We start from the raw sequence: 25,947 nt of genomic DNA, 5'->3' as shown, positions 1-25,947 counted from the left end.
GGGCTTGTCCCGCGATCGGCGGCGAATCCGTGGGAGCGGGCTTGTCCCGCGATCGGCGGCGAAGCCGTCGCAAAACATGCACCTGCGATGAGCCAGGTAAGTACCTGTACAGGTCTTACGACGGCTTCGCCGCCGATCGCGGGACAAGCCCGCTCCCACAGGATGGACTGCCCCCAAGAAGTTGGTCAAAAAATCCAACCCTTTGGGGGCAGTCCAGGATGAGGGTTTCGATTTCCAGCAAGGCGGAGCCCTGACAGGTCTCTAGCGCGACAGCGTGGGTTTCACCACCACCGTGCACGTCGTGCCCGCCGCCAGCAGGTAACCCTCGGGCACCTGGTCGATATGAATTCGTACCGGAACGCGCTGGGCGAGGCGGACCCAGTTGAACGTCGGGTTGACGTCGGCGATCAGCTCGCGGCTTTGCGGGTTGTCGCGGTCGTAGATGCCGCGGGCAATGCTTTCGACGTGGCCCTGGAGGCGCTCGCCGCTCATCATCTGCAGTTCCGCAGGATCACCCACGTTCACGTGGGGCAGCTTGGTTTCTTCGAAGAAGCCATACACCCAGAACGAATGCTCGTCGACCACGGCCATCTTCGCCTCCCCCATGCGGGCATAGTCACCCTTGTGCACATTGAGGTTGGTCACGTAGCCGTCGACCGTGGCCAGGATCCGGGTGCGCGCGAGGTCGAGCTCGGCCGCGGCGAGCTGGGCCTGGGCCTGCTGGTAATCGGCCAGGGCGGAGCTGGCGATGTTGCTGGCGTCTTCGCGGCTTTCGCGGGAGATGACCAGGTTGTCCAGGTCCGCGCGGCGGCTGGCGTTGACCTTGCGCATCTCCCAGGTGGCCTTGCGCGAGGCGGCCAGCGCCTGTGCCTGGCGGACGGCGATCCGATAGTGCTCGGGGTCGATCTGGATCAGCAGGTCGCCTTTCTTCACGCGCTGGTTATCGCGCACCGGCACGTCGACCACGTAGCCCGGCACGTCGGCGGCGACGTTGATGATGTCGGCACGCACTCGGCCGTCGCGGGTCCAGGGGGTGGTCATGTAGTGCAGCCACAACTGCCGGCCGATCACCACGGCAGCGGCCAGTACGAGCAGGGTGGCGATCAGGCTGAAAAACTTTTTCATCGACGTGGGACTCACCGGTAGACAAACAGCGCCATGGCGCCAAAGAGGCAGATGAACAGGCTCAGGCGCAACAGCGCCGGGTGCCAGAAGAAGCGGTAGCCGTCGTGGCTGGCGATGAAGCGGTCCAGGCCCCAGGCGAGCCCTGCGGCGAGCAGGAACAGCAGTGTCATGGTCGGCATGTACACGCCATGGAAGGCGATCTCACGGGGCATGTGGCAGTCCTTGCGCCGGGGCCTGGGAGGCCAGCGGCGACTGTGGGTCGAGCAGGGATGTGCGGATGAAGTGCAGGTAGCTCTGCACCCGGCGCAGGGCCGAGGTGTCGAAATGCCGGGCGAAAGGCTCGTCCGTGGCCTGCACGCGGCTGATAGCGTGGTCCACTGCGATCAGGGCGCGCTCGTGGTTACTGGCGCTGGGCTGCAGGAACAGCCGCGCCAGGGCCCGGCCCATCACGCGGATCGCCTGGCGCCAGGGCTGCGACTCGGCGTAGCACGGATGCACGGGAAGCACGGCCTGCTCCTTGCGCAACTCGATGACCGCATGGCCGACTTCCAGCACCACGAACATCCAGCGCAGCAGCGTGCTCTGCACCCGCGGCTGTCCCGCGGCCAGGCCGTAGGCCTGGTGCAGCAAATCGCGGGTGCGGCTCTCGAAGGCCGAGCCCAACCCGCGCAGCCGGCCACTGATGGCGAACAGCACCTGCTCGCGCAGGTCCTGCTCCAGGCGGCTCCAGAGCCAGCGGCTGTTGGGCGGCAGGATGATCGCCCCCGCTGCGGCGCATACCAGCATGCCCAGGACCATGCCGATGTAGTCGTTGATGAAGCTGTAGGGATCGAACACGGTGAGGTTGTTCGGTACCGAACCGATGGCAAAGAACACCAGCAGCCCCACGCCGTAGCCCGCGTAGGCCGGGCGCGAGGAAAGGAACGCGCCAAGCACGAACACAGGCGCGAGCACCATGCACAGCAGTGGGAATCCATCGATCCACGGAAACACGAAGAAGGTCTCGAAGAAGCCGATGAAGGCGCCGAGCAAGGTGCCGCAGGCCATCTGGAACGACATGCGCTTGGGATTGGGCGAAGCCGCCGAGAGGCCGACCGTGACCGTCGCGATAAGGGTCATCATCGCCCCGCTCGGCCAATCGCTGAGGATCCAGAAGCTGCCCAGCAACAACAGCACCACCGACGCGCGCATGCCCGCCGCCAGCGACACCAGCCAGCTGGTCTGCGCCACATAGGGCTCGTCCCACTGTTCGCGCTCATGCTTGTGCGCCGACAGCGAGGCGTGGGTCTGGGCGTAGTTGTGGAGGTCGTCGACGAAGCGGTAGAGCAGTTCGTAGGCGGTGTGGAAATCCAGCAGGTCTGACTCACGCGGTCCAGTCTCGACAAAGGCCGCGCGCAGGCCGCGGATCTGCGCTGGCAGGCCGTCCTTGTAGGCAGCAAGCTCAAGCGTCAGGCGCAGTGCGTCGCGCTCGGTAAGGGCGCGGCCGACGTACGGCTCGAGCAGTTCATCCAGCGTCCTGAGGCCCGGTTCGATGGCACTGACGATCTGCAGCGGGCCGCGCAGGCGCAAACGCTCCAGCAGCTGGTGCAGGGCGTTGAAGCGCGTGGTGACGGCCATGAACTCACTGTTCATGCGCGCCAGGCGGCGATTGCGCCGACGCATGTGCGGGTCTTCGAAGGCGGTGACGTTGCGCAGGCTTTCAAGGCCGACGGCCTCGGCGATGAAGCGCACGTTGCTGGTCTCGAAACGGTCGCGCTGGCTGTCGCCCCGCAGGGCCTCGACGACAAAGCCTGCGAACACCCCGAAACGCTGGTACAAGGCGTTGCGCATCGCGGCGCTGGCCGACTGGGGCAGGATCGCCGCGCTGACCAGGGTCGAGACCAGGATCCCGAGGGAAATCTCCAGCCCCCGCCAGACCGCTGCCATGAAGGCTTCCTGCGGATGCTCCAGCACCGGCAGGCCGATCATCGCCGCCGTGTAGCCCGCGAGCACGAAGCCATAGGCGCGAAAAGTGCGGTAGCGCATCGCGCCGGCCGAGCACAGGCCGACCCACAGCGCCAGGCTGGGCAGGAACAGTTCGGTGTTCTGTGGAAACAGTGCGATCAGCGCGACCATCATCGAGGAGCCCGCCAGGGTACCAAGCACTCGGTAGAAGCTCTTGGCGAAGACGTGGCCGCTCTGGGGCTGCATGACGATGAACACGGTGATCATCGCCGTGCGCGGTTGCGGCAGCTCCAGGCGCATGGCCAGCCACAGCGTGACGAAGGCCGCCACCAGCACCTTGAAGATGTAGACCCAGGTGACTCCGTCGGTGCGCGCCCAGGCGAAAAACCCCCGGCGCCACTCAAGGCGGGCCAGCCAGCGCCCGGTCAGGCCCAGCGCGGTCATGGCCGCTGGCCTGGCGTGTCGAAGATCGCCAGCGTGGCCGGGGTATCGGGCGCGCGTTGCCGCTCGTCGGTGGGCGCATCGCTGCCCGCTTGCAGTCCGCCGCCAAGGGCGGTGACCAGCTCGGCATGGGCGGTCAGGCGCGCGGCCTGGACCTGCTGCTGGACGTGCTGCTGGCGAAACAGCAGCGTCTGCGCATTGAGCACGTTGAGGAAGTCCGTCAGCCCGCGCTGGTAGGCAACGGTGGCGATGTCGTAGGTCTTCTGCGCGGCGGCCACGGACGCTTCGGCGAAGTGCGCCTGCTCCTGCATCGACTCCCGGCGAATCAGCTGGTCGCTGATGCCCTTGAGCGCTTCGATGACGGTCTGGTTGTACTGCGCCACGGCGACGTCGTATCCGGCCGAGGCAACGCCGAGCTGCGAGCGCAGCCGCCCGCCGTCGAAAATCGGCAGGCTGATGGCCGGTCCCGCGTTGTAGTTGAACTTGCGCCCGGTGAGAAATTCCAGCGGGCCGCCGCCAGTGGCCATGAAGCCCAGGCCGCCGACCAGGTTGACGTTGGGGAAGAAGCCGGCATGGGCGACGTCGATGCCACGGGCCTGGGCCGCGACCTGCCAGCGGCTGGCGACCACGTCGGGGCGTTGGCCGACCAGTTCGGCGGGCAACGCGGAGGGCAGTTTCAGTGGCGCGCCGAGGGCCAGTCGCGGACGCTGGAGGCTGGCGCCCTCCCCGGGCCCCTGGCCCGCCAACGCGGCCAGCTGGTTGCGTGCCAGGGCGATCTCTTCGTTGAGGGCGTCGAGCTGGCGGTGGGTCTCGGGCAACGGTGCCTGGGCCTGGCTCACTTCAAGATGGGTACCGATACCGCCGGCCAGGCGCCGCTCGGCCAAGGCTACGATCTGCTCCTGCTGCGCCAGTTCGGCCTGGACGATGTCGCGCCGGGCAAACTGCAGCGCCAGCTGGATGTACACCTTGACCACGTTGTTCTGCAGTTCGAGCTGGGCCTGGCGGGCCAGCGCCGCGCTCATGTGCGCCCGGTCGACGGCCTGCTCGCTGGCATTGCGCTCGCGGCCCCAGAGGTCAAGGTTGTAGCTCAGGCCCAGTGAGGCGTTGTTGTCCCAGGTGTTGGCGCCCGACAGCGCGCCCGGGCCATAGAACTGGTCTTCGGGCCAGTTGTGGCGCTTGAGGCTGGCGTCGCCTGTCCCTTGCAGTTTTTCAGCCGACTCGACCACTCCGGCCATCGCCTTGGCCTCACGCACGCGGGCCGCGGCCAGCGCCAGGGTGGGGCTGCCAGCCAGGGCCAGTTGCACCCAGCGGTCGAGCTGGGCATCGCCATAGGCGTGCCACCACTGCTGCCGGGGCCAATGGGCATCCTGGGCGGCTTCGGCGATTGCCGCGTCGGTGGTCAGGGAATCGGGTTGCAGCGTCTTGCTTTGCGGGGCGATGCCCCAGGTCCCGATACAGCCGCTCAAGGTGAGGCTAAGGGCACAGGCACTGAACGCATTGAGCGCTCTGTTGATGCGACGCGGCACAGCTGCAAATTCCCGAGAAAGAAATGAAGGACGCTTGGAGAACGCAATTCTAGGGGGCTGTCCGACTGGCGATAAGCGGGTATTCCTGCGAATCTTTGTTACGAAAACAGCGATAATCCGGCTTTGGTCGAAAGACCGTCCTGGTCACTTCGTGTCACAATTTGGCGTCTACTTTGAGAGCGACCCATGGACACCCTGCAAAACATGCGTGCTTTTAGCTGCGTCGCCCAGGTGGGCAGTTTCACTGCCGCCGCCGCGCAACTGGATACAACCACCGCGAACGTCTCGCGGGCGGTTTCCAATCTGGAAGCCCATCTGCAAACCCGCCTGCTCAACCGTACCACCCGCCGCATCGCGCTGACCGAGGCCGGCAAGCGCTACCTGATGCGCTGCGAGCAGATCCTTACCTACGTCGAAGAGGCCGAAGCCGAGGCCAGCGACGCCCACGCCCGCCCGGCGGGGCAACTGAAAGTGCATTCGATGACCGGCGTCGGCCAGCACTTCGTGATCGACGCGATCGCCCGCTACCGCGAGACCCACCCGGACGTGACCTTCGACCTGACCATGGCCAACCGCGTGCCGGACCTGCTCGACGAGGGCTACGACGTGTCCATCGTGCTCGCCAGCGAGCTGCCGGATTCGGGGTTCGTGTCCCAGCGCCTGGGCATTACCTACAGCATCGTGTGTGCCTCCCCGGAGTACGTGGCGCGCAACGGCATCGCGCGCAAGCCTGCCGACCTGCTGGGGCATGCCTGTCTGCGCATGGTCAGTCCGGTGATCCCGCTGGAGAAGTGGATGTTCAACGGCCCCGAGGGGCAGGAGCTGGTCGCCATCACATCGTCGCCCTTCCAGGTGAACTCGGCCGATGCCATGAAGACCGCGATCCGCAGCGGCATGGGCGTCGGCGTGCTGCCGATCTACTCGGCCATCGACGGCCTGCGCGATGGCAGCCTGGTGCGGGTGATGCCCGAGTACCGGTTGCAGGAGCTGAACCTGTACGCCATCTACCCTTCACGTCAGTACCTGGACGCGAAGATCAAGACCTGGGTCGAGTACCTGCGCAACTCGCTGCCGGAGATCCTGGCGGCCCATGAGGCAGACCTGAAAACCCATGAGTTGCTGATCGCCAACTGAAAAAGCTGCTGCATCGGGGCGCGGGACAATGGTAGGTTGCTATTCATTTACCTCGCCCAGCAGAGAACTTGCCGATGAAAAAGAACGTCCTCGCTTTCAGCCGCGTCACCCCGGCCACCGTCGAACGCTTGCAGCAGGATTTCAACGTTATCGTCCCCAATCCCAAGCAGGGCGATATCGCCGCGCAGTTCAACGAAGCCCTGCCGGAGGCCCACGGCCTGATCGGCGTCGGCCGCAAACTGGGCCGAGACCAGCTCGAAGGCGCGGGCAAGCTGGAAGTGGTGTCGAGCATCTCGGTCGGCTACGACAACTATGACCTGGCCTACTTCAACGAACGCGGCATCGCGTTGACCAACACCCCAGACGTACTGACCGAGAGTACTGCTGACCTTGCCTTCTCGCTGGTCATGGGCAGCGCCCGGCGCGTCGCCGAGCTGGATGCATGGACCAAGGCCGGCAACTGGCAGGCGACCATCGCCCCCGGCCATTTCGGCAGCGACGTGCATGGCAAGACCCTGGGCATCGTTGGCCTTGGCAACATCGGCGCGGCCATCGCCCGCCGCGGCCGCTTCGGTTTCAACATGCCAGTGGTCTACAGCGGCAACAGCCGCAAGCCCCAGCTTGAGCAAGAGCTCGGCGCCCAGTTCCGCAGCCTCGACCAGTTGCTGGCCGAAGCCGATTTCGTGGTCATCGTGGTGCCGCTCAGCGCAGCTACCCGCAAGCTGATCAGCACCCGCGAACTGCAGTTGATGAAGCCCAGCGCATTCCTGATCAATATCGCCCGCGGACCAGTGGTGGATGAGGCCGCGCTGGTCGAAGCCCTGCGCAGCGGCACCATCCGTGGCGCGGGCCTCGATGTGTACGAGAAAGAGCCGCTGCGCGAGTCGCCGCTGTTCCAGCTGCCCAATGCCCTGACCCTGCCGCACATCGGCTCGGCCACCGCCGAAACCCGCGACGCCATGGCCAGCCGCGCAGTGGACAACCTGCGAGCAGCCCTGCTGGGCGAGCGGCCACAGGACCTGGTGAACCCGCAGGTCTGGAAGTAGATCAACCCACACGGCAGGCGGCGTAGGGGTTTTTCTACCTCAACCTGCGCCGCAGGCCGTGCACCTTGCGCACCACGTACCTCGGCCGGTGCTTGGTCTCCTGGTAGATCCGTCCGACGTACTCTCCCAGTATCCCGATCCCGATCAGTTGCACCCCACCCAGGAGCAGTATCGCTGTCATCAACGACGGATACCCCGGCACATCAGTGCCGAACAGCACCTTGTCGATCACCATGTACACCGCGAATCCAATGGCGAACAGCGACACCACTCCGCCAATGTAGGACCACAGCCGCAAGGGCACGGTGCTGAACGAGGTGATCCCGTCCAGCGCCAGGTTCCACAAGAGCCAAGGGTTGAACTTGCTCGACCCGGCTACCCGCGGGGCCCGGTCGTACTCGACGATCTCGGTGCGGAAACCTACCCAGGACAACACCCCCTTCATGAACAGCTGCTGCTCGGGCAACTGGCGGATGGCTGCCACGACCTTGCGGTCGAGCAGGCGGAAATCGCCGACGTTCTCCTCGATGTGGGTCGAGGCAATGCGGTTGTGCAGGCGGTAGTAGAGGCTGGCCGTCCAGCGCTTGAAGCGGGTGTCGCTGGAGCGGTCGCGGCGCTTGGCCAGGACGACGTCGGCGCCGTCCTGCCAGCGCTCGACCATCTGCGCGACCACTGCGATCGGGTCTTGCAGGTCGACATCGATCGGTACCACCGCATCGCCGTCGGCGAACTCGAGCCCGGCGAACAACGCGGCCTCCTTGCCGAAGTTGCGCGAGAAGTTGACCACCGCGACCCCGTCGTCCCGTGCGGCGAGCTCCTCGCAGATGGCCTCGCTGCGATCGCCGCTGCCGTCGTTGACGAACAGGATCTCGACCTTGAGGCCGCTCAGTGTGGGTTCGTTGCGTACCGCGTGGTAGAACAGCTCGAGCGTGGCTTGTTCGTTGTACACCGGCACGATCAGGGTAATGTTGTTCATGGTGCCCTCGGCGCGAAATACAGCAGGCTCACCAGCGGTAAGTCTCGGGGTCGCGTGGCGTCTTCATCAGTACATAGGCACTGCCGTCGACCAGGTGGATGGCGTAGAACTTGTTGTCCACCACCGGCGTGGGACTGCGCGCCACGACCTGCCCGCGATCGAGCGGCACGTGGGAAGCGAAGTTGCTGATGCCCGCACGTGGCATCATTTCCGGCAGCACCAGGAAGTTGATATTGAGCACGTACCTGAGGGCGGGCATCGCCCTGAGCGAGCCTGCGGACGCTGGCAGCCAATGCTCGCTCGATCCGATGTCCAGCATGTACAGGCGCGGTGCCGAGGCCAGTACCGGCCGCGAACTGATGTCGTGGGCCAGGGAGAAAACGATCGCCTGTTGCAGCTCTTTCTGCACCACCAGCACGCGGCCGTAGGCGAACGAGAACGACAGCATGAACAGCAGCGGAATGACCAGCAGCCCGGGCAGGCGCGGGTGCCAGCTGCAGAGCAGGCGATGGACGAGCAGCAGCACCAGCACCATCGGTGTGGCAAGCCCCATCAAGGTACGCGCCCCGTCGTTGAAGTCCGTGAACAGCAGGGTGAGCCCCGCGACCAGCAGGAGGATCAATGGGACGGGCAACAGCAGCATCAGCAGCAGGCAGAGCTTGGCCATGGGACTTTGATCGCTACGCCAGACCCGCAAGGTCACACCGATCAAGGCCAGAGTCGCCAGCGCCAGCAGCGCCAGGCTGAACCAGAGCGTGCCTGGCGTGACCAGCAGGCCGACACGCTCGGCGATCAGCCCGAGGCGCTGGCCTGTCGTCGCAAGCCATTGCCCATCCAATGGGAGCAGCCCCTTGCGCTGTGGCGACATCAGTTGATACGCGCTGGCAAAGTACAGCAGGCAACCGCCGAGCAATTGCGCGAGGCGCCCCACGACGTGGAGCACGGTTTGCCGAAAGCCGGCCCCTTGCATCACCTGCCGCACCACCTCGATGCAGCACAGCCCGGCCATCAGGTTGAGACTGATCTGGTAGAAGCTCGCAGAGACCGCGACCAAAAGTGCGCCATAAAACACGTTACGTCGGCGTGACGGCTCAAGGGTGATCGCCAGCACACCGGCCGCCAGCGCCAAGGCCATGGCCGCGCCGTCGTACTGGTACGACAGGTTCTGCAGGAAAAACGGGTTGTACCACAGCGGCAGCACCACCAGCAGCGCACTGGCGGTGGGCGCGATGAAGTAGTGCCGGGCCAGCCGGGCCAGGGCCAGGGCCGCGGCGCTGGCCGCCAGCAGCAGCGGTAACGGGAAGAGGTTGGGTGCGGTGGAGCTGAAACTCAGGCCGGCGTACAGCCAGTCGGTCAACACCCGGCCTTCCTGCGTCCAGGCGCTACCGGCCATCTGCGAGCGCCAGCTGTCATCGATATAGAAGTGGTCGGCCAGCAGCAGCGGGATCAGGTGAAGCCCCACCGCCAGCAGGCACAGCACCTGGACCTCACGCTGCGACAGGTGCCTGTCCCACAGTGCCGCTGCCGCCATGTTGCCTACCTTGCTCGATGAGTATGCTCGGCAAGTGTAGACAGCGGCGCAGGGGCAAATGCTGAATGTGCTGGCTTGCGAAACACCAGCACGTTGCCGAGCATCACCAGCACCAGGCCGGCCAGCGCGGGGGCGGTCCACTGGTAGCCTTCGGCAAAGGCCGAGACGTTCAGCGCCACCAAGGGGAACAGTACAGTGCAATAGGCCGCCCGCTCGGGTCCCATGCGACCGACCAGGGTCAGGTAGGCGGTAAAGCCGATCACCGACCCTGGGATCACCAGGTACATCAACGAGCCGACATACCGGGCGTTCCATTCCATGGCGAAGGGAATGCCTGCCAGCAGGCAGTACACGCCCAGCATGCCCGCGCCGTAGAGCATGCCCCAGGCGTTGGTGGTCATCGGCTTGAGACCGGCTTTCTGCTGCATGCTCGACAGCATGTTGCCGGCGGAGAAGCACAGCGTGCCGAGCAGCGCCAGGCCCAGGCCGATGAGGGTTTCACGGCTGGCACCGTGATCTGAGAGTTCTGGCCAGAACAGCAAGCCCAGCCCGGCCAGCCCTAGCGCTCCGCCGCCCAGCACATTGGCGGCGATGCGCTGGCCGAAGAACACCCGGGCGTTCAGCGCGTTCCACAGGGTGGCGGTAGAGAACACCACCGCGATCAGGCCGCTGGCGATCCACTGGCTGGCGGTCAGGAAGCACATGAAGTTGACGCAGAACAGGCACAGTCCCTGGGCAAGGCAGATCAGGTGGCCCCGGCGGTCCATGGGTTGCAGGCGCCGAGTGAGGAGCAGGATGGCGAACAGGATGAGTCCGGCCAGGGCGAAGCGGTAGACGATGGACACCGGAATCTCGACAACGCCCAGTTGCAGTTTGAGCGCGATCCAGGTGGTGCCCCAGATGAGGACGGTGAGCAGGTAGAGGGACAGGTTCATGGCGGGGCTCGCTCGACGATTCAATTTTCAGACCGTCCTACCTTCGGCCATGCCCTGCGGACCCGCTTGCACAAACTTGCGCTTTTGCCTTGTTCCCTCTCCATACCCGTCTCAACCGCAGTACGATAGGCGCCAGAGGACCCGCCCATGACGCCACTCAACCAGCTGCAAGTGTTCAACACCATGCACGCATCGCCCCACGCCTGCCTGGAGCACAGCGCGCAGCTGGGTGATGGCCTGGCCGCGGCGCTGTGGCGCAACCGTGACGACGCCCGCGACTACCAGGCGCCCAGCCACCACACCTTGTCGTGCTACATCGACGACGGCACGGGCACCTTCCGCCGCCAGCGGCCTGCCGACAAGGGCGGGCCTGACAAGCTCTGCATCATGCCTGCGGGTCACGAGTCCAACTGGGTGGTCAACGGGGCAATCCGCCTTGCACACCTGTATATCAGCGAGGAGCAGTTCGCCCTGGGCTGCGTACGCCTGCTCGACCGCGAGCCACGCGAGATGCAACTGACCGAGGCGACTTTTCTCGAGGACCCGCAACAGGCGCGCCGCTTTCGCCAACTGATCGGCCTGGACTGGGACGAGCCCGGCGAACGCCTGCTGGCCAGCAGCCTGGCCCACGAGATCGTCGACCACGCAGTGCTCAGCCAGGCTGGCCTGCGCCAGGGACTGCGCCTCAAGGGCGGCCTGGCTCCGCACCAGCGGCGCCTGCTGGCCGAGTACATCGAAGCGCACCTTGACCAGCCCGTCACGCTCGGTGAACTGGCCGAGCGCTGCAACCTTTCCGAATATCACTTCGCGCGCATGTTCCGCACCAGCTTCGGCTTGCCGCCTCACCAGTACGTGCTTGCCCGGCGCCTGGACCGGGCCTGCCAGTTGCTGCGCCTGGGCCGGTTGCCACTCGGCGAAGTGGCGCTGGCATGCGGTTTCTCCAGTGCCAGCCATTTCAGCAACCGCTTCCGCCAGGCGCTGGGTGCGACCCCGGGCGAGTACCGCGCCGCGTTCGCCGCCTAGCTCCCCTGGGGCAGCACAGCCAGCAGCGGACCGAGCACCAGGCTGATGGCGGCCAGCGTCAACAACAGGCGCGGCTGGTAAGGCAGCACGAACACCCATAGCGTGACCCCGCCCATCAGCACCGCGACCCATTCCACCAGGCCCAGGCCCCAGCCACGCTGGTGCACGGTCAAGGCCAGCGCCAGCAGCAGCAACGTCCAGCCCGCAACGCGCAGACCGCGCCGCTGAGCCAGGGTCGACTTGCGCTTGAGCAGGTCGTTGAAGTGCTTTTCCATGGCCAGGCACAGGGCCGCGAAGCCGGCAAAACCGATGAGTGCACTACTGAGCATCAATTCACCTCGGGCTCGGCCAGGGTTTCACGGGAAGGCTTGGCGGTACGTGGCAGGCGTTTGGCGGCAGGCGTGGGGACCCGCAGCATCTTGCTGGCTGCCCAGGCCAGGAACAGGCCGACAGCCAGGGCCGTCAGGTCGAAGCCGGCCATGGCCCAGTCACCTACGGCGATGGAATGGTTCAGGCCCTGGCCGGTGGTCAGGGCATTGAGCAGCGGCAACCCGGCAAAGGCCAGCGCCCCCAATCCCAATTGCTCCGCCCAGGCGAGGCGTCCGGGGCGCAGCATGGCGTGCGGTAACGAGAGCGCCCACACCAGCAGGAAGCTGTTGACCTCCCAGTCCGAGCGACCTTCCATGGCCACAGGCAGCAGGCGGTTGGTCCAGAAGAATGCCGCCACGCCGAGCAGCAGGCCGCTCATGCTGGCAATGTTGAGCACCTCCACCAGGCGCAGCTCGGTGGGCATGGCCGCACTCTTGGCGTGCTTGAGCTGGCGTTTGCCCAGCCACATCACCAGTCCCGTACCGATCACCGCCGTGCCGGCCACCCCGAAGAAGAAGTACAGCCAGCGCAACCAGGGCCCGGCAAAGTTGCCCATGTGCAGGCCGGCCATGCTGAAGGAGGTCATCATCGCACCGCTTTCCGGGGCGCCGCGCTTGAGCATTTCGCCGGTGACGCCATCGAAGCTCCAGCTGCCGCTGCGCCGGTAGGCGATGCTGTCGGAAGCCGCGCGGGTGAAGTTGATGCGCGCGTTCTGGTCGCCCGGGTTCTGTACCTCGATCCAGCCCAGGCGAGCGCCGGGCGCCTGCTCCTGGACCTTGGCGTACAGCGCTGGCAAGGATGCCATGGGTGCGACGATACCGGCCGACTTCGGCGCCTCGGCCTGGCCGAACAGCTCGCTGAAATAACTGCGCGGGGTGTCATAGCTGGCCATGATGCCGGCCGGCATGACCATGTACATGAACAGCACCAGGCTGCTGTAGCTGATCATCAGGTGAAACGGCAATACCAGCACGCCGATGGCGTTATGGCCGTCGAGCCGTGAGCGCTGGCCCTTGCCGGGGCGGAAGGTGAAGAACTCCTTGAAGATCTTCTTGTGGGTAATGATCCCGGTCACCAGCCCCAGCAGCATGATGAACGCACAGAAGGTCGACAGCCAGCGGCCCCAGGGGTGAGGCATTTCCAGCTGGAAGTGGAAGCGGTAGAAGAAGTCGCCGCCCCGGCTGTCGCGTGCCTCGACCATTTCGCCACTCTCGGCATCAAGCTCCTTGTTGATGAAACCTCGCCGACCGCCGCCGTTTTCCGCACGCCAGCCGACGCTCAGCGCAGCCTCGCGTTCGTTGGGAAGTCGGATGAACCAGCCGCTGGCCTTGCCGGCATTGGCTTGCAGGTACTGCTGGGCAAGCTGGAGGCTGGCTACAGGGTCGAGGGGATGGCTGCGTACCTCCGGCTGGCTCCAGTGGCTGATCTCTTCCTTGAAGTACGACATCGTGCCGGTCAGGAAGATGGCGAACAGCAGCCAGCCGAAGATCAGGCCGGTCCAGGTGTGCAGCCAGGCCATCGCCTGGCGGAAGCCTTCTTTCATGGGGTTTTCATCCAGTAGGCCAGGCCATTGATCAGCGCCAGCACCAGGCTCGGCAGCAGCACGCCCAGCCACGCGTGCCAGGCGCTGCGGCAGGCGAAGCACCAGATGAAGGCCAGCAGGTAGAACACGAACGACAGCATCATGCCGGTGAGCACGGCATCGACCTTGGGAAGCGGCGCCAGGAACGCGATGCAGATGCTCGCCATCGAGGCCAGCAGGTAGCCGCCCAGCAGCGCAGCCAGGCTGCGCGACGTGACGGCCAGACGGTAGCTGACGGGCAGCCCGGCACTTTTGCTTTTCATCGAGGGGGTCCGAGTAATGAACGCTCAATACTAATGATTTCAATTCGCATAAGCAAAGTGACATGACGGCCCGGCCGATTGGACACTTCTGAAAAAGAAATTCGCAGGGCTTTTGCTACAAAAAATTTATCTTTGCCCAGGGGTTGAAATCGTCAGTCGATTGCCTGACCTTAGAGTCAAGAGGCAAATTTCCCCACAGGCTGCCGCAGCCTTGGGTCTGCCTTTTTCGAGCTAGCTGAATAAGGATTGAATCATGCAAATCCAGGTCAACAGCGACAACCATATCCAAGGCAACGAACGACTGAACGAGTGGGTTCGCAGCACGGTGGAAAGCACGCTCGAACGATTTGAAGAGGACCTCACCCGCATCGAGGTTCACTTGCGCGACGAGAACGGCGACAAGCCCGGTCCGCATGACAAACGCTGCCAGCTGGAGGCGCGGCCCAAGGGCCATCAGCCGATTTCCGTGAACCATACCGCCACGTCGCTGGAACAGGCGGTCGAGGGCGCGGCCAACAAACTCAACAACGCGCTGGATCACTTGTATGGCAAGTTGCGCAGCAAGCGCAGCGTATTGCCGCACCAACAGCCCGAGAGCGAACTGGAGGGCTGATCCAGACCAGGGGAGCGGGCTGGCCCGCTCCCTGTTCCAGTCTTGCGAAGTCACTGCAACTGCACACAGCTCGTCGCCCTACCTGAACCAAGCCCGCCCTGGACCTGTCAGTTTCCCTACATACATTCCAGACCTGGCCTATCCCATGACCAATCCCTTCGACATGATCAGCGATGCCTTCGCGCCGCAATACCGCGTCAACCTGAGCATCGAGCGGCTGGATGGAAGCATCATGCTGACCCTTTCAAATGACGAAGGCGTGGTGGTCAAACGGCTGATTTCCGAAGCCCAGCGCAATGATCCCGCGCGCCTGCAGCGCCTCATCGAGAGCATCCGCTTCGGCATGGCGATAGAGCAAGGTGACAATGCCGTGGAAATGCTCGCCTCGCTGGCCAGGTCCGCAACAGGAACCCGTTGCGGGTCCCTGCCTCCTGCGTGAGCCTCAAACGCCGGGCGGCGCGTCCAGCAACCGGCGGATCATCTTTTCGAAATCCGACAGGCGCAGGCTGCTCACCCGGTGTTCCGGCTGGAACGAATGCGCCGCACTGAACACGCCGAACAGCCCCGGATCGTAAGTCGGCTCTTCGCCCCGCTCGACCCAGGCCACGGCTTCCAGCACCAGGCTCCTGGAGTTGATGACACTCGAGCCGACTACATCCTCGACTTCATTGATGAACACCTGGTCCGGGTCCAGCCCGTGTCCCTGGAGGCTGTCGGTCAAGCGCAGGCGGACCGAATGGATGAACTGCTCGTAAGCTCCGCTTTGAGTCATGTCGCTGTTTCCTAGCAAAGCGCACAGCCTTCGCGGCACCCCGCCGCGAATCCAGGGTCCTGCGCGCCCTGCCATTGAACTGCCCGGCCCTGCTTCGTGAGCGCTAACTAACTACCGCCCGCCTCTTTGCCCTCTTCAAGCTCCCGCCCGTTGGCATCGATCACCTTGGTCGAGGGGTAGCGGTAAGAGGCATAGCGCACCACCAGAATGGCGAACGCCAACAGCAGAATCCCCCCGCACAGGTACAGCAGTCCCACGTCGGGTGCCTTGTGGTGCGAGACGTCGCCGATCAGCAGGCGGGTCAGCGCGGTGATCGCCACGTACAGCAGGAAGCGGATCGGCATGTGGTTGGTCTTGAAGTAGATGCCCACCATGGCGCCCAGCTCCAGGTAGATGAACAGGAGCAGGATGTCGTCGACATTCACGCCACCCTTGTCGAGCATCTCGAAGAAGGTCACGACCGCGGCCCAGGCGGTGATGCCGCCAATGCCGAACAAGGCCAGGTAATGGAAGGACTCCACGCACAGATTGCCGAGCGAGTCGGCCGAGCCGTGCAGGCCCTTGCGCAGCTTTTCTGCCCATTTGATGTTCAAGTTTCCTACTCCCCGATACGACATGAAGGATGGTGCGCCATCGAAGTGACGGCTTTTGTGCCATGCAGTTAAAGGGCCAGGCCCTCTCGTGAGAAGGCGACCGATTGCCGCAAGGCACGTGGCGGCTACGCTGTGAGGGGCCGAACGGAGAGAAAACACGAACAGCGGCTTGCAGGTGCGGGCCGAATCCGGAATACTGTATATAAATACAGCTAAACACTGATCAACCAGCAATAAAGGCACATGAGGTGATGAATGGCCGTCGAAGTGGTATACCGCAGCAGCCGCGACCCGGAGCGCTTGTTCGTGGATAAGGCCGAAGCAGACCGTCACGACAAGATGCTCGAACTGGCCGAACGGCTGGCCGAGGTATTGCAAAAAGCCGTGCCTTCGCTGAGCGAACAGCAGGTTGAGGAAGCCGGTATCTACATGGCGAAGAACCGTGACGTGTTCGCGCGGGCCTTCAAGAGCCAGCCCGATGCGCTGGCCGAACTGCTCGACGCTGGATCGGCAGACTGACGCAGGTCAACCGTACAGCAGGCGTTCAGCAAGCATCTGCGCCACGCGGGCTGGGGAGCGGCGTTCCGCCTGGGCGTGGGCGAACACTTCGGTGAGCCGCAGGGGGATGCGTGCAAGGTGCGCGGTGATGGTGCCGATGTCCTCGCCACGGTGCTTGAGCGCCACGTAAATGAGCCCGCCCGCGTTGATCACATAGTCAGGGGCGTACAGGATGCCGCGGCTCTCCAGCTGGTCGGCAACCTGCAGCGTGGTCAACTGGTTGTTGGCCGCCCCGGCCACTGCCGCGCAGCGCAGTTGCATCGCGCTCTGGCCTGTCAGCACCGGGCCAACCCCGCAGGGCGCGAAGATATCGCACGGCGTGCTGATCAAGGCCTCATTGGCCACCGGGTGGGCATTGAACTGCTGCATCGCCAGTTGCACCCGCCCTGGGTCATGGTCACTGACCAACAGCTCGGCTCCTGCCGCGTGCAACTGCTCGGCCAGGGCATAGCCGACATTGCCCAGGCCCTGCACCGCCACCCGCAAGCCTTCGAGGTTGTCACTGCCCAGCCGCGCCATGGACGTGGCACGGATACCGGCGAACACGCCCATGGCCGCATGCGGCGAGGGATCGCCGGAGGCGGTGGTGCTGGTGACATGCTGGGTGGACTGGGCGATGCAGTCCATGTCCAGCGTCGAGGTGCCGCTGTCCACGGCGGTAATGAAACGTCCTTGCAAGGTGTCGACAAAGCGCCCGAACGCTTCGAACAGCGCCGCGCGGTTCTCCACATGGGGGTTGCGGATGATCACCGCCTTGCCGCCGCCATACGCCAAGCCCGCAAGCGCCGCCTTGTAGCTCATGCCCTGGGCCAGGCTGATGGCGTCGGTCATGGCGCTGGCATCATCGGCGTATGGCAGGTAGCGGCAGCCACCCATGGCGGGGCCCAGGTGCTCGCTGTGGATCGCTACCACGGCCTTGAGGCCGGTGGCCGGGTCTGTCCACAGGTGGATGGATTGGGTGCGGGTGCTTTGCATGAGCGCGAACATCGACGGGCTCCCCCGATGAGTCTCTCCTCAGTATAGGCACGGCCCGGGAAGACGCCCGGCCCTGAAGGGACCACTGGACGAAAACCCGCGCCCAAGCTACAACAAAAGCTAGAGCGGAGATTTCCCCATGAACCCACGTCAAGCCTGTCTGGCCTGCCTGGAAAGCGAGCCTGTCAATCTGCTGGAAGCTGCCCTCTGGATTGCTGCCGAGCATGATCACAGTGTCGACATCTCCGCCTGCCTCACCCGGGTCCAGGAACTGCAGCAAGCCATAAGCGCCGCCTTGCCGATGCTGCCACTGGCCGAGCTGGCCCAGCCGTTGCTGCGCCAACTCAACGCCCTGGGATTCCAGCAGGATGAATACCATCCGCTGCGCCCGCAAGCCGCGTTGCTGGACAAGGTGCTAGTGCGCCGCCGAGGCCAGCCCCTGGCCTTGGCAATCCTGGTGATGGAGCTTGCCCGGCGCCTGTCCATTCCGCTGGAAGGCGTGAATTTTCCTGGTCATTTTTTACTGCGGGTGCCTGGCGCCGACCACTTGCTCGACCCTTGCGGCGGACGCAGGCTTTACCCCAGCGACTGCCGGGAACTGCTCGGCCGGCAATTTGGCCCGCAGATCCAGCTGAGCGCCGAGCATCTGCATACCGCAAGCCCCATGCAGATGCTCCAACGGCTGTCACGCAACCTCCGTCAGCTGCATTCGAGCAATGACAATGACCTGGCCGCATTGATCGATGCCGAGCGGGTGATGCAACTGGGGCCCGTGGTGGTCAGCGACTACCTGGCCCGTGCCACTTTGTACCAGCATCTGGACTGCCCCCAGGCCGAACGTTTCGACCTGGAGCATGCGTTGCTGCTGACAGAGGACCCGATCCAGCGCCTGCGCCTGAGCGAGCGACTCGGCAAGCTACCGGCGCCAACCCGCTCGGTTCACTGAGCTGGCGTATCAGGCTGGCGCGCTGGGTGTGCCTGGATGAACGCGGGGTGCTGCGAGGCCAACGCGGCTACGCGGCGGATACGTGGATAGCTGCCCAGGTCGATACTGAAACGCTCGGCGGCGTAGAGTTGCGGGATCAGGTACAGGTCGGCCAGCCCGGGCGAGTCACCGAAGCAATAGCCCTGATCACCGATCAACTGTTCCACCGCGCCCAGCCCCTGGCTGATCCAGTGGGCTATCCACTGGCTGACCTGGACCTCGTCGTGCCCCAGCTGACGCAGCTGGTTGAGCACGCTCACGTTGTGCAGCGGATGGATATCACAACCGATCAGCGCCGCCACCCCGCGCACCGCGGCGCGCTGTCCGGCATCCGCTGGCAGCAGCGCGGGCTGTGGATAGGCCTCTTCCAGATACTCGATGATGGCGGGTGACTGCACCAGCAACGTGTGGCTGTCAGTACGCAGCGCCGGCACCCTCCCCTGCGGATTGACGGCGAGATAATCGGCGCCGCGCTGCTCGCCCTTGAGCAGATTGACCGGCACTGCCCGGTAATCCAGTCCCTTGAGCGCCAGGGCAATCCTCACCCGGTAGGAAGACGTGGAACGGTAGTAGGTAAAGAGCTCCATCGCCCTGCCCTCTCAACGTGCCGGACGAATAATGCCGCGGCATTCGCCGAAGCCGATGCTGGCCACCCCATCGCGCGTGCAACGGGCACGCAGGACGACCTCGTCACCGTCCTCGAGGAACCTGCGCACCTCGCCACTGGCCAGTTCAACCGGCAGCTTGCCGCCTTCGGTGATCTCCAGCAGGCTGCCGCAAGCGTCTGGACCGGCGCCCGACAGCGTGCCCGTGCCGAACAGGTCACCCGGTTGCAGCTGGCAGCCATTGACGCTGTGATGGGCCACCAGCTGGGCCGCAGTCCAGTACATGCTGCGGGTATTGCTCAGGGTCAGGCGGTGGGCAGGCAAACCTTGTTCGCGCATGCGCTCGGTGAGCAGCAGTACTTCGAGCTCGATGTCGAACGCGCCGCTGGCCTGGTCACGGGCATCGAACAGGTATGCCAGCGGTTGCGGATCACCTTCGGGTCGAGCGGGCTGGGCGCAGCGGAACGGCTCCAGGGCTTCGGCCGTCACCACCCAGGGCGAGACGCTGGTGATGAAGCTCTTGGACAGGAACGGCCCGAGCGGTTGGTATTCCCAGGCCTGGATATCGCGCGCCGACCAATCGTTGAGCAGGCACAGTCCCGCAATGTGCTCGCCGGCCTCGGCCACGGGGATGCTGTCGCCCATCTCGTTGCCCTGGCCGATCCAGATGCCGAGCTCCAGCTCATAGTCCAGCCGTGCGCACGGGCCAAACGTCGGTTCGGTCTGCCCGACCGGCAGCGTCTGGCCCTTGGGCCTGCGCACATCGGTACCCGAGGGGCGCAGGGTCGAGGCGCGGCCGTGATAGCCGATCGGCACGTATTTGTAGTTCGGCAGCAACGGGTTGTCCGGGCGGAACAGCTTGCCAACATTGGTGGCGTGCTGGATGCCGACATAGAAGTCGGTGTAGTCGCCCACGCGCGCCGGCAGGTGCATCTGGCAGTCGCTGGCCGGATACAGCGCAGGCTTGAGTGCGCCCTGGTGCTCGCTGGTGTCGCCGAGCAGTACCAGCAGCCGCTCGCGCAGGGCGACGCGGGCTTCGCGACCGAGGGCGAAAAAGTCATTGAGGGCGCCGCCGCGAGTCGCTTGCACCGCACGTTTCGCCTCCCCCTCGAACAACCCGCCATCGAGCACCGCTTCAACGTCGAGGATGGCATCACCGATGGCCACGCCGCAGCGCCGCGCTTCGCCTGGGCGGCTGAAGATGCCGAGCGGCAGGTTCTGCAGCGGGAAGTCAGCGTGGCCGTTGGCGTGTTCGACCCAGCTGCGGGCAGTGGCGATGGGGTTCATGGATCAGCTCCGGTTCGGGTTGAAGGTGCTCGGCAGGGTCGCCCAGCAGCTGTCGTAGTCGGCCTGCAGTTGCGGGCAGTCAAGGGCATGGCGGCTTGGACGCAGCACCTGGCTGGTCTCGAACATGAAGGCCATGGTGTCGTCGATCTTGTGCGGTGCGAGTTCTGCGGCGATCGCTCGGCTGCAGGTTTCCGCGTCCGGCCCGTGGGCGCTCATGCAGCTGTGCAACGACGCGCCGCCCGGCAGGAACCCTTCGGCCTTGGCGTCGTAGGCGCCGTGGATCAGGCCCATGAACTCGTTCATCAGATTGCGGTGGAACCACGGCGGACGGAAGGTGTTTTCGGCCACCATCCAGCGCGGCGGGAAAATAACGAAATCGAGGTTGGCCATGCCCGGCACGCTGGTTGGCGAGGTGAGCACGGTGAAGATCGACGGGTCCGGGTGATCGAAGCTGACGGTACCCAAGGTGTTGAAACGGCGAAGGTCGTATTTGTACGGCACGTTGTTGCCGTGCCAGGCCACTACGTCCAGCGGCGAATGCTGCAGCTCGCAGCCCCACAACTCACCGAGAAACTTCTGCACCAGCTGTACCGGGGCGTCGGTTTCTTCATGACGGGCTACCGGTGCCAGGAAATCTCGCGCGTTGGCCAGGCCATTGCTGCCGATCGGGCCGAGGTCAGGCAGGCGCAGCGGGGCGCCGTGGTTTTCGGCGATGTAGCCACGGGCCTCGCCGTCGAGCAACTCGACGCGGAATTTCAGACCACGGGGGAGCACGGCGATTTCCAGCGGCTCGACTTCCAGCACGCCCAACTCGGTCGCGATGCGCAGGCGGCCTTGCTGGGGCACCAGCAACAGCTCACCGTCTGCGTTGAAGAACACCCGTTCCATCGAACGATTGGCGCAATAGGTGAAGACGCTGATACCGGCCGGCTCCTCGGGGGAGGCATTGGCCGCCATTGCCACCCACCCGTCGATGAAGTCGGTAGGCTCGGTCGGCATGGGTTGTGGACTCCAGCGCAGACGGTTGGGCGTGACCGCTCCCAACGGACCGCCCGCCAGCTGCCGTTCCAGGCGCTCGAAGCGCGGGTGCAATGCCGAGGGACGAATGCGGTAGAGCCAGGTACGGCGGACTTCGCTGCGGGGCACGGTGAACGCGGTGCCTGAAAACAGCTCGGCGTACAGGCCGTAGGGCGCCTTCTGCGGCGAGTTCTGCCCGACCGGCAAGGCGCCAGGCAAGGCTTCGCTGGAAAACTCGTTGCCAAATCCGCTCTGGTAGGTGACGAGGGACGTGTCGCGGTTCATCTGCGCCTCCGGGAGGTCTGCATTGTTTTTATCGTAATCAGATTACGAATAACGTAATTTGATTGCCAGGGTGCGTCAAGCTATAAAGACGCCCACTCGATTCCAGGATGCTTACTCCATGGCCAAGGCCAGCTCACCCACCGACAACGGCAAGCAGAAGGTCCGCTCGGCGGAGGTCGGTACCGATATCCTCAAGGCCTTGGCCCAGCTCTCGCCCTCCACCTCGCTGTCGCGCCTGGCCGAGCATGTCGACATGCCGGCGAGCAAGGTCCACCGCTACCTGCAAGCGCTGATCGCCAGCGGGTTCGCCGAGCAGAACCCGGCCACCAACCACTACGCACTGGGCCGCGAGGCCCTGCGCGTCGGGCTGGCGGCGCTGGGCGGGATGGACGTGCTGAAGGTGGGCGCGCTGCCGCTGTCACAACTGCGGGACGACATCAACGAGAGCTGCTTCATCGCGGTCTGGGGCAACCTGGGAGCGACGGTGGTGAGCATCGAGCCAGCGGTGCGTGCGGTTACCGTAGTGACACAGATCGGCTCGGTGCTGCCCCTGCTGAGCTCCTCCACCGGCCTGGTGTTCGCCGCCTACCTGCCACAGCGCGAAACCGTGGAGCTGCGCGATGCCGAGCTGGCGCAACTGGGGCAGACCGCCGAGCACTATGCGCCGCTGTTGGAAGGTATCCGCGAGCGCGGCCTGCACCATGTGCATGGTTTGCTGATGCCTGGCGTGGACGCGTTGTCGGCACCGGTGTTCAACGCCATGGGCCAGGTAGCGGCAGTGATGACCGTGGTCGGGCCCACTTCGATCTTCCATGCCGACGAACAGGGCCCAGCCGCCGAACGCCTCCTGGCCGCAGCACAGGCCACCAGTTGGCGCATGGGTTACGAGGCGCCATGACGATACTGTTACCCCACCGGTAAAAGTGATTGTCACGGGCGGGTATTTTTCCTTCAGGATCAAGCCCTTATTCTGGGCTCACTGGCACGGCACGAAGGCACTCCCCCCGCTCTTCGGGCCTTGCAAGGTGCACCGACGTTGATTTTGTAGCTCCTTGATCTAACGTCTCAGTTGGCCGCTGCGTTTGCAGCGGCCTTTTTTATGGGCGATCGCAACGTACGGCCATTCAGCCCAGCGGATACTTGCCCAGGTTCGCCATCATCTCCTGCAGCGCTTCCAGGCTGTCCTGCGGATGCACTGCGTCCGTGAAGTCCGATATCTGCTGCCAGCGGTGAGCCACTTGCTCGGGGGTGAATCCTTCGCGTGGGTCGAAGCCGACGCCCAGGCTGCGCTCCCAGCGCACCTTGCCGATCCAGCCGCCGCCCACTTCGAAGAGCTCGCCGCTGTCCTGGCATTGTTCGCTGCCCAGAAACACCACCAACGGGCTTATCAGTTCAGGCTTGAGACGTTCGAATACTTGCTGCGGGATCAGGCCCTCGGTCATGCGGGTACCGCCGGTGGGGGCGATGGCGTTGACCAGGACGCCGTGCTTGCGCCCTTCAAGGGCGAGGGTGCGGGTCAGGCCGTAGAGGCCGAGCTTGGCCATGGCGTAGTTGGACTGGCCGAAGTTTCCATAGATGCCAGAAGTCGAGGCGGTGAAGATGACCCGGCCCCAGCCCTGCTCGCGCAGATGAGGCCAGGCGGCGCGGGTCACCTTGTAGGCGCCTTCGACGTGCACGCGATAAACCAGGTCCCAGTCGCTGTCATCCATCTTGTGGAAGGTCTTGTCACGCAGGATGCCTGCGTTGTTCACCACCACGTCGATGCGCCCGAACTCGTCCAGCGCCTGCTCGACGATGCGCTGGCCATCGGTGACCGAATCATGGTTCGATACCGCGCTGCCACCCGCCTCGCGTATCTCGGCCACCACACGGTCGGCCGCCGAGGCGTTGGCGCCCTCGCCGTGGGTCGAGCCGCCCAGGTCGTTGACGACTACCTTGGCGCCCCGCGAGGCAAACAGCAGCGCATGGGCACGGCCAAGGCCGCCCCCGGCACCGGTGACAATGACCACTTTATCTTGCAGATCTACCGGCTCGCTCATGCTCAAGGGCTCCAGGCAAAGGACGGGAACAACGAGTGTCCGCCAGCAGTGTGTGGCGGACAATCAAGCGCACTCAGTCTGAATGCCGCTCGATAAGGCCAGGCGATGATCGCCTGCTCATGACCAGGCGACCTTCTGCGGGATATAGCTCAAGGGCTGTTCACGAAAAGCCAGGTAATGCCGCAACACCTGTACCGGTGCCTCGGTATGCGGGTAGTGGCCGATGCCTTGCAACGGCACCGTGTCGGCATCGGGCACCAGTTGCTGGTAGCGCTCTAGCATGTGCGCCCCGGACAGCGGATCGACCACGCCATTGATCAGCCGCAGCGGCACACCCTCCCGGCGCAGCGCGCCCACCCAGCGCTCGCGATGCCTGCTGCGCTCGGGCAGGTAGCCGATCAGCTTGTGAAGCACGCGGGTGCCGCGGTTGGAGACCAGCAGGCTCCAGTAGTCATCCAGCGCGCTTTCGCTGGGGTGCGTGCAGGGTCCGTAGACCTGGGAAACATTGCGCACCAGGTCATCGCGCCCGAACGAGCGCGCGACCAGCCAGCCGAGTGGGCTGAGCAGCAGTTTCTGGATCAGCAGCGGCTGTGAGCTTTCGGGAAACAGGCCGCTATTGAGGAACACGCAGCTGGCCACATCGGCAAGCCTCTCGTGGTGCCGGGCCAGCAACTCCTGGGCGACGCTGCCGCCGTAGTCATGGGCCAGCAGATGGACCGGCTGGTTGACGCCCAGATGCGCGAGCAGCGCCTGTTGCAGGTCGGCCTGCTCCAGCAAGCTGTAGTGGTGATCGAGCGGCTTGGCGGAATCACCGAAACCCAGCATGTCGCAGGCAATCACCCGAAAACGCTGGGCCAGCGGCGCCCACAGGTAATGCCAATCCCAGCTGGCGGTAGGAAAACCGTGAAGCAACAGCAAAGGCTCTCCCTGCCCTGCCGTCCAGTAGCGAATGCTCTGGCCCCGGAAAGAAAAATTCTGACCCCGGGTACGCCAGACGCACAATGGAATTTCGGCCAAAGGCATCAGAGTAGTCCCGGTGGTGGGTAAACATGGGAATCAAGCAAGGCTAGGGCTGCGGTCATTGCATACACCTCGGCACATACGTGTGCTCTCTCTTGGTGCTTCAGTCTAGACAGCAGTCGCAAAGCAGAGCATCGCCTTGGCAGCCAGCTTGATGGCCTTGCGAGTCAAGCGTCGGATGGTGGTCCTGGCGTGCTGCACCAGAGCAACTGCGTCAGGACCACCATCACGAGAAGCGGGATCAGGCCTGGAGGGCGCTGGCGAACTCGGCCAGCCAGGGCTCGGCGTCGGTTTCGGGGGTGACGGTCTCGCTGGCGTCCAGGCGCAGCATCGGCTGCACCTCACGCACGCCCAGCTCGGCGAACAGCTCACGCAGCTGCTCGCCGCCACCGCAATACGTATCGCCATAGCTGGAGTCACCGAGGGCAATCACCGCGCCCGGCAAGCCGCGCCATTGGGCAGGCAGCACATCGCGGATGCCGCTGAACAGCGGCATGAGGTTGTCGGGCAGTTCGCCCATGCCGGTGGTCGAGGTCACCGCCAGAAAAGCCTCAGGGGCAAATCCTTGCACGTCCTCCACGGTGGCACGTACGGCGTGCCAGGCTTCGAGGCCGGCCGTCTTGAGGAGTGCTTCGGCGTGGCGCGCAACTTCTTCGGCGGTGCCATACACGGAGCCTGAAAGAATGACGACTTTCATCAGAGGATTCCGATACTGAGTAAAAACGTAGGATACTAGCACCCGTCAGTGGCAAAAGGCCGTGTCTGCGGTCTTTAATACCAACGTCTCCTCAACGATGACCCGCACATGATCAACGCGCAATTGCTGCAATCCATGGTCGATGCCTCGAACGACGGCATTGTGGTCGCCGAACTGGAAGGTGATGACATGATCCTCATCTATGTCAACGAAGCCTTCGAGCGCCTGACCGGCTACGGGGCGAGCGAGATCCTTTACCAGGATTGCCGTTTCCTGCAGGGCGACGACCGCGACCAGCTGTCCCGCTTCCGAATCCAACGGGCCTTGGCCGAGGGCAAGCCCTGCCGGGAAGTGCTGCGCAACTACCGCAAGGACGGCAGCGCCTTCTGGAACGAGCTGTCGATCACGCCGGTCCGCCGCGCCGCCGACCAGCGCACCTACTTCATCGGTATCCAGAAGGATGTCACCCGACAGGTAGAGCTGGAGCGTGAGCTGGCAGAAGCACGCACCCGTCTCGCGGAATTCGAAAGCGGCTCTCGCAATCCGCAATCGTCGCAGCCATTGCGGTGAGCAATCACCCCCACCGATCGTCACTTTAGAGTTCGA

At 64.6% G+C, this 25,947-nt stretch carries 28 protein-coding genes; 9 read left to right on the top strand and 19 right to left on the bottom strand.

Going from position 1 to position 25,947, the window contains the following annotated elements:
- Positions 1-261: 261 nt before the first annotated feature.
- The 4 genes from AC0ZZU_RS23070 to AC0ZZU_RS23055 are packed head-to-tail and all read right to left on the bottom strand — an operon-like array spanning position 262 to position 5,036.
- Positions 262-1,125, bottom strand: coding sequence for an efflux RND transporter periplasmic adaptor subunit (locus AC0ZZU_RS23070; protein ID WP_476343618.1), 864 nt, complete (start codon positions 1,123-1,125; stop codon positions 262-264).
- An 11-nt stretch (positions 1,126-1,136) separates the two neighbouring features.
- Complete coding sequence (locus AC0ZZU_RS23065) at positions 1,137-1,337, bottom strand: DUF1656 domain-containing protein (RefSeq protein WP_158459897.1); 201 nt, start codon at positions 1,335-1,337, stop codon at positions 1,137-1,139.
- A complete protein-coding gene (locus tag AC0ZZU_RS23060; protein ID WP_476343616.1) occupies positions 1,327-3,513 on the bottom strand; it encodes an FUSC family protein in 2,187 nt (728 codons plus the stop codon). The genes AC0ZZU_RS23065 and AC0ZZU_RS23060 overlap by 11 nt, the downstream gene beginning before the upstream one ends.
- Positions 3,510-5,036 carry an efflux transporter outer membrane subunit gene (locus AC0ZZU_RS23055; RefSeq protein ID WP_476343614.1) on the bottom strand — a complete coding sequence of 509 codons (1,527 nt, stop codon included), beginning with the start codon at positions 5,034-5,036 and terminating at the stop codon, positions 3,510-3,512. Before AC0ZZU_RS23055 ends, AC0ZZU_RS23060 begins: the two co-directional genes overlap by 4 nt.
- A gap of 186 nt (positions 5,037-5,222) precedes the next feature.
- Between AC0ZZU_RS23055 and AC0ZZU_RS23050 the strand changes: the two genes are divergently transcribed.
- Together AC0ZZU_RS23050 and AC0ZZU_RS23045 are read left to right on the top strand one after the other, a co-directional pair.
- Positions 5,223-6,170, top strand: coding sequence for a LysR family transcriptional regulator (locus tag AC0ZZU_RS23050; RefSeq protein WP_476343612.1), 948 nt, complete (start codon positions 5,223-5,225; stop codon positions 6,168-6,170).
- Positions 6,171-6,244: 74 nt separating this feature from the next.
- The gene (locus AC0ZZU_RS23045; RefSeq protein ID WP_476343610.1) at positions 6,245-7,216 is read left to right on the top strand and encodes a 2-hydroxyacid dehydrogenase; all 972 of its coding nucleotides are present in this window, start codon (positions 6,245-6,247) and stop codon (positions 7,214-7,216) included.
- 34 nt (positions 7,217-7,250) lie between these two features.
- Here the strand turns inward: AC0ZZU_RS23045 and AC0ZZU_RS23040 are convergent, their stop codons facing one another.
- Genes AC0ZZU_RS23040 through AC0ZZU_RS23030 form a run of 3 tightly spaced genes read right to left on the bottom strand, consistent with a single transcriptional unit; the run spans position 7,251 to position 10,658 of the window.
- Positions 7,251-8,192 (bottom strand): glycosyltransferase family 2 protein, encoded by a 942-nt coding sequence (locus AC0ZZU_RS23040; RefSeq protein ID WP_476343608.1) that lies wholly within the window; start codon positions 8,190-8,192, stop codon positions 7,251-7,253.
- Positions 8,193-8,220: 28 nt separating this feature from the next.
- Positions 8,221-9,723, bottom strand: a complete 1,503-nt coding sequence (locus tag AC0ZZU_RS23035) for a glucosyltransferase domain-containing protein (protein ID WP_476343606.1) — start codon at positions 9,721-9,723, stop codon at positions 8,221-8,223.
- Between the two features lie 5 nt (positions 9,724-9,728).
- Positions 9,729-10,658, bottom strand: a complete 930-nt coding sequence (locus tag AC0ZZU_RS23030) for a DMT family transporter (protein WP_476343604.1) — start codon at positions 10,656-10,658, stop codon at positions 9,729-9,731.
- A gap of 147 nt (positions 10,659-10,805) precedes the next feature.
- Here AC0ZZU_RS23030 and AC0ZZU_RS23025 point away from each other — a divergent pair, with 147 nt between their 5' ends.
- Positions 10,806-11,681 carry a helix-turn-helix domain-containing protein gene (locus AC0ZZU_RS23025; protein ID WP_476343602.1) on the top strand — a complete coding sequence of 292 codons (876 nt, stop codon included), beginning with the start codon at positions 10,806-10,808 and terminating at the stop codon, positions 11,679-11,681.
- Here AC0ZZU_RS23025 and AC0ZZU_RS23020 read toward each other — a convergent pair.
- From AC0ZZU_RS23020 to AC0ZZU_RS23010, 3 genes are read right to left on the bottom strand one after another with little or no spacing between them, the layout of a single operon-like run.
- Positions 11,678-12,010: a DUF3325 domain-containing protein gene (locus tag AC0ZZU_RS23020; RefSeq protein WP_476343600.1), complete on the bottom strand. Its 333-nt coding sequence runs from the start codon at positions 12,008-12,010 to the stop codon at positions 11,678-11,680. The two genes, AC0ZZU_RS23025 and AC0ZZU_RS23020, sit on opposite strands and share 4 nt — an antisense overlap.
- Positions 12,010-13,593: a PepSY-associated TM helix domain-containing protein gene (locus tag AC0ZZU_RS23015; protein WP_476343598.1), complete on the bottom strand. Its 1,584-nt coding sequence runs from the start codon at positions 13,591-13,593 to the stop codon at positions 12,010-12,012. The genes AC0ZZU_RS23020 and AC0ZZU_RS23015 overlap by 1 nt, the downstream gene beginning before the upstream one ends.
- Positions 13,590-13,895, bottom strand: coding sequence for a DUF3649 domain-containing protein (locus AC0ZZU_RS23010; protein ID WP_476343597.1), 306 nt, complete (start codon positions 13,893-13,895; stop codon positions 13,590-13,592). Before AC0ZZU_RS23010 ends, AC0ZZU_RS23015 begins: the two co-directional genes overlap by 4 nt.
- 253 nt (positions 13,896-14,148) lie before the next feature.
- Between AC0ZZU_RS23010 and AC0ZZU_RS23005 the strand changes: the two genes are divergently transcribed.
- Positions 14,149-14,508 carry an HPF/RaiA family ribosome-associated protein gene (locus AC0ZZU_RS23005; RefSeq protein WP_476343595.1) on the top strand — a complete coding sequence of 120 codons (360 nt, stop codon included), beginning with the start codon at positions 14,149-14,151 and terminating at the stop codon, positions 14,506-14,508.
- A gap of 145 nt (positions 14,509-14,653) precedes the next feature.
- Positions 14,654-14,947, top strand: coding sequence for a DUF3509 domain-containing protein (locus AC0ZZU_RS23000; RefSeq protein WP_476343594.1), 294 nt, complete (start codon positions 14,654-14,656; stop codon positions 14,945-14,947).
- A gap of 3 nt (positions 14,948-14,950) precedes the next feature.
- Here the strand turns inward: AC0ZZU_RS23000 and AC0ZZU_RS22995 are convergent, their stop codons facing one another.
- Both AC0ZZU_RS22995 and AC0ZZU_RS22990 read right to left on the bottom strand, forming a co-directional pair.
- A complete protein-coding gene (locus AC0ZZU_RS22995; protein ID WP_476343592.1) occupies positions 14,951-15,280 on the bottom strand; it encodes a hypothetical protein in 330 nt (109 codons plus the stop codon).
- 107 nt (positions 15,281-15,387) lie between these two features.
- The gene (locus AC0ZZU_RS22990; RefSeq protein WP_476343590.1) at positions 15,388-15,873 is read right to left on the bottom strand and encodes a phosphate-starvation-inducible protein PsiE; all 486 of its coding nucleotides are present in this window, start codon (positions 15,871-15,873) and stop codon (positions 15,388-15,390) included.
- Between the two features lie 255 nt (positions 15,874-16,128).
- On the opposite strand from AC0ZZU_RS22990, the gene AC0ZZU_RS22985 reads away from it, so the two are divergent.
- Positions 16,129-16,392, top strand: coding sequence for a YebG family protein (locus tag AC0ZZU_RS22985; protein WP_476343588.1), 264 nt, complete (start codon positions 16,129-16,131; stop codon positions 16,390-16,392).
- A gap of 6 nt (positions 16,393-16,398) precedes the next feature.
- Here AC0ZZU_RS22985 and AC0ZZU_RS22980 read toward each other — a convergent pair whose 3' ends face one another.
- Positions 16,399-17,418 carry a Leu/Phe/Val dehydrogenase gene (locus tag AC0ZZU_RS22980; RefSeq protein WP_476343587.1) on the bottom strand — a complete coding sequence of 340 codons (1,020 nt, stop codon included), beginning with the start codon at positions 17,416-17,418 and terminating at the stop codon, positions 16,399-16,401.
- A 127-nt stretch (positions 17,419-17,545) separates the two neighbouring features.
- Between AC0ZZU_RS22980 and AC0ZZU_RS22975 the strand changes: the two genes are divergently transcribed.
- On the top strand, positions 17,546-18,352 hold the full coding sequence (locus AC0ZZU_RS22975) for a SirB1 family protein (RefSeq protein ID WP_476343585.1): 807 nt from the start codon (positions 17,546-17,548) through the stop codon (positions 18,350-18,352).
- Here AC0ZZU_RS22975 and maiA read toward each other — a convergent pair.
- The 3 genes from maiA to hmgA are packed head-to-tail and all read right to left on the bottom strand — an operon-like array spanning position 18,346 to position 21,585.
- Positions 18,346-18,978, bottom strand: a complete 633-nt coding sequence (gene maiA / locus AC0ZZU_RS22970; protein ID WP_476343583.1) for a maleylacetoacetate isomerase — start codon at positions 18,976-18,978, stop codon at positions 18,346-18,348. The genes AC0ZZU_RS22975 and maiA overlap by 7 nt on opposite strands.
- Positions 18,979-18,990: 12 nt before the next feature.
- Complete coding sequence (gene fahA, locus AC0ZZU_RS22965) at positions 18,991-20,283, bottom strand: fumarylacetoacetase (RefSeq protein WP_476343581.1); 1,293 nt, start codon at positions 20,281-20,283, stop codon at positions 18,991-18,993.
- Positions 20,284-20,286: 3 nt separating this feature from the next.
- The gene (gene hmgA, locus AC0ZZU_RS22960) at positions 20,287-21,585 is read right to left on the bottom strand and encodes a homogentisate 1,2-dioxygenase (RefSeq protein WP_476343579.1); all 1,299 of its coding nucleotides are present in this window, start codon (positions 21,583-21,585) and stop codon (positions 20,287-20,289) included.
- A gap of 118 nt (positions 21,586-21,703) precedes the next feature.
- Between hmgA and AC0ZZU_RS22955 the strand changes: the two genes are divergently transcribed.
- A complete protein-coding gene (locus AC0ZZU_RS22955; RefSeq protein ID WP_476343577.1) occupies positions 21,704-22,483 on the top strand; it encodes an IclR family transcriptional regulator in 780 nt (259 codons plus the stop codon).
- A gap of 226 nt (positions 22,484-22,709) precedes the next feature.
- Here AC0ZZU_RS22955 and AC0ZZU_RS22950 read toward each other — a convergent pair whose 3' ends face one another.
- The 3 genes from AC0ZZU_RS22950 to AC0ZZU_RS22940 all read right to left on the bottom strand — a co-directional run bounded on the left by AC0ZZU_RS22950 (position 22,710) and on the right by AC0ZZU_RS22940 (position 25,341).
- Positions 22,710-23,624, bottom strand: a complete 915-nt coding sequence (locus AC0ZZU_RS22950) for an SDR family oxidoreductase (RefSeq protein ID WP_476343575.1) — start codon at positions 23,622-23,624, stop codon at positions 22,710-22,712.
- A 117-nt stretch (positions 23,625-23,741) separates the two neighbouring features.
- Positions 23,742-24,647, bottom strand: coding sequence for an alpha/beta fold hydrolase (locus AC0ZZU_RS22945; protein WP_476343573.1), 906 nt, complete (start codon positions 24,645-24,647; stop codon positions 23,742-23,744).
- A gap of 238 nt (positions 24,648-24,885) precedes the next feature.
- Positions 24,886-25,341 (bottom strand): flavodoxin, encoded by a 456-nt coding sequence (locus AC0ZZU_RS22940; RefSeq protein ID WP_476343571.1) that lies wholly within the window; start codon positions 25,339-25,341, stop codon positions 24,886-24,888.
- Between the two features lie 108 nt (positions 25,342-25,449).
- Between AC0ZZU_RS22940 and AC0ZZU_RS22935 the strand changes: the two genes are divergently transcribed.
- Positions 25,450-25,911, top strand: coding sequence for a PAS domain S-box protein (locus AC0ZZU_RS22935; RefSeq protein ID WP_476343569.1), 462 nt, complete (start codon positions 25,450-25,452; stop codon positions 25,909-25,911).
- Positions 25,912-25,947: the final 36 nt, after the last annotated feature.

Source organism: Pseudomonas sp. JE3303 (genome assembly GCF_056312565.1).
This window is presented reverse-complemented; position numbering and strand designations above follow the sequence as displayed.

Excerpts from the sequence above, each read along its gene's own strand:
- AC0ZZU_RS23070 (WP_476343618.1), bottom strand. The coding sequence starts at position 1,125 with ATGAAAAAGTTTTTCAGCCTGATCGCCACCCTGCTCGTACTGGCCGCT.
- AC0ZZU_RS23065 (WP_158459897.1), bottom strand. The coding sequence starts at position 1,337 with ATGCCCCGTGAGATCGCCTTCCATGGCGTGTACATGCCGACCATGACA.
- AC0ZZU_RS23060 (WP_476343616.1), bottom strand. The coding sequence starts at position 3,513 with ATGACCGCGCTGGGCCTGACCGGGCGCTGGCTGGCCCGCCTTGAGTGG.
- AC0ZZU_RS23050 (WP_476343612.1), top strand. The coding sequence starts at position 5,223 with ATGGACACCCTGCAAAACATGCGTGCTTTTAGCTGCGTCGCCCAGGTG.
- AC0ZZU_RS23045 (WP_476343610.1), top strand. The coding sequence starts at position 6,245 with ATGAAAAAGAACGTCCTCGCTTTCAGCCGCGTCACCCCGGCCACCGTC.
- AC0ZZU_RS23040 (WP_476343608.1), bottom strand. The coding sequence starts at position 8,192 with ATGAACAACATTACCCTGATCGTGCCGGTGTACAACGAACAAGCCACG.
- AC0ZZU_RS23035 (WP_476343606.1), bottom strand. The coding sequence starts at position 9,723 with ATGGCGGCAGCGGCACTGTGGGACAGGCACCTGTCGCAGCGTGAGGTC.
- AC0ZZU_RS23030 (WP_476343604.1), bottom strand. The coding sequence starts at position 10,658 with ATGAACCTGTCCCTCTACCTGCTCACCGTCCTCATCTGGGGCACCACC.
- AC0ZZU_RS23025 (WP_476343602.1), top strand. The coding sequence starts at position 10,806 with ATGACGCCACTCAACCAGCTGCAAGTGTTCAACACCATGCACGCATCG.
- AC0ZZU_RS23020 (WP_476343600.1), bottom strand. The coding sequence starts at position 12,010 with ATGCTCAGTAGTGCACTCATCGGTTTTGCCGGCTTCGCGGCCCTGTGC.
- AC0ZZU_RS23015 (WP_476343598.1), bottom strand. The coding sequence starts at position 13,593 with ATGAAAGAAGGCTTCCGCCAGGCGATGGCCTGGCTGCACACCTGGACC.
- AC0ZZU_RS23010 (WP_476343597.1), bottom strand. The coding sequence starts at position 13,895 with ATGAAAAGCAAAAGTGCCGGGCTGCCCGTCAGCTACCGTCTGGCCGTC.
- AC0ZZU_RS23005 (WP_476343595.1), top strand. The coding sequence starts at position 14,149 with ATGCAAATCCAGGTCAACAGCGACAACCATATCCAAGGCAACGAACGA.
- AC0ZZU_RS23000 (WP_476343594.1), top strand. The coding sequence starts at position 14,654 with ATGACCAATCCCTTCGACATGATCAGCGATGCCTTCGCGCCGCAATAC.
- AC0ZZU_RS22995 (WP_476343592.1), bottom strand. The coding sequence starts at position 15,280 with ATGACTCAAAGCGGAGCTTACGAGCAGTTCATCCATTCGGTCCGCCTG.
- AC0ZZU_RS22985 (WP_476343588.1), top strand. The coding sequence starts at position 16,129 with ATGGCCGTCGAAGTGGTATACCGCAGCAGCCGCGACCCGGAGCGCTTG.
- AC0ZZU_RS22980 (WP_476343587.1), bottom strand. The coding sequence starts at position 17,418 with ATGTTCGCGCTCATGCAAAGCACCCGCACCCAATCCATCCACCTGTGG.
- AC0ZZU_RS22975 (WP_476343585.1), top strand. The coding sequence starts at position 17,546 with ATGAACCCACGTCAAGCCTGTCTGGCCTGCCTGGAAAGCGAGCCTGTC.
- maiA (WP_476343583.1), bottom strand. The coding sequence starts at position 18,978 with ATGGAGCTCTTTACCTACTACCGTTCCACGTCTTCCTACCGGGTGAGG.
- fahA (WP_476343581.1), bottom strand. The coding sequence starts at position 20,283 with ATGAACCCCATCGCCACTGCCCGCAGCTGGGTCGAACACGCCAACGGC.
- hmgA (WP_476343579.1), bottom strand. The coding sequence starts at position 21,585 with ATGAACCGCGACACGTCCCTCGTCACCTACCAGAGCGGATTTGGCAAC.
- AC0ZZU_RS22955 (WP_476343577.1), top strand. The coding sequence starts at position 21,704 with ATGGCCAAGGCCAGCTCACCCACCGACAACGGCAAGCAGAAGGTCCGC.
- AC0ZZU_RS22950 (WP_476343575.1), bottom strand. The coding sequence starts at position 23,624 with ATGAGCGAGCCGGTAGATCTGCAAGATAAAGTGGTCATTGTCACCGGT.
- AC0ZZU_RS22945 (WP_476343573.1), bottom strand. The coding sequence starts at position 24,647 with ATGCCTTTGGCCGAAATTCCATTGTGCGTCTGGCGTACCCGGGGTCAG.
- AC0ZZU_RS22940 (WP_476343571.1), bottom strand. The coding sequence starts at position 25,341 with ATGAAAGTCGTCATTCTTTCAGGCTCCGTGTATGGCACCGCCGAAGAA.
- AC0ZZU_RS22935 (WP_476343569.1), top strand. The coding sequence starts at position 25,450 with ATGATCAACGCGCAATTGCTGCAATCCATGGTCGATGCCTCGAACGAC.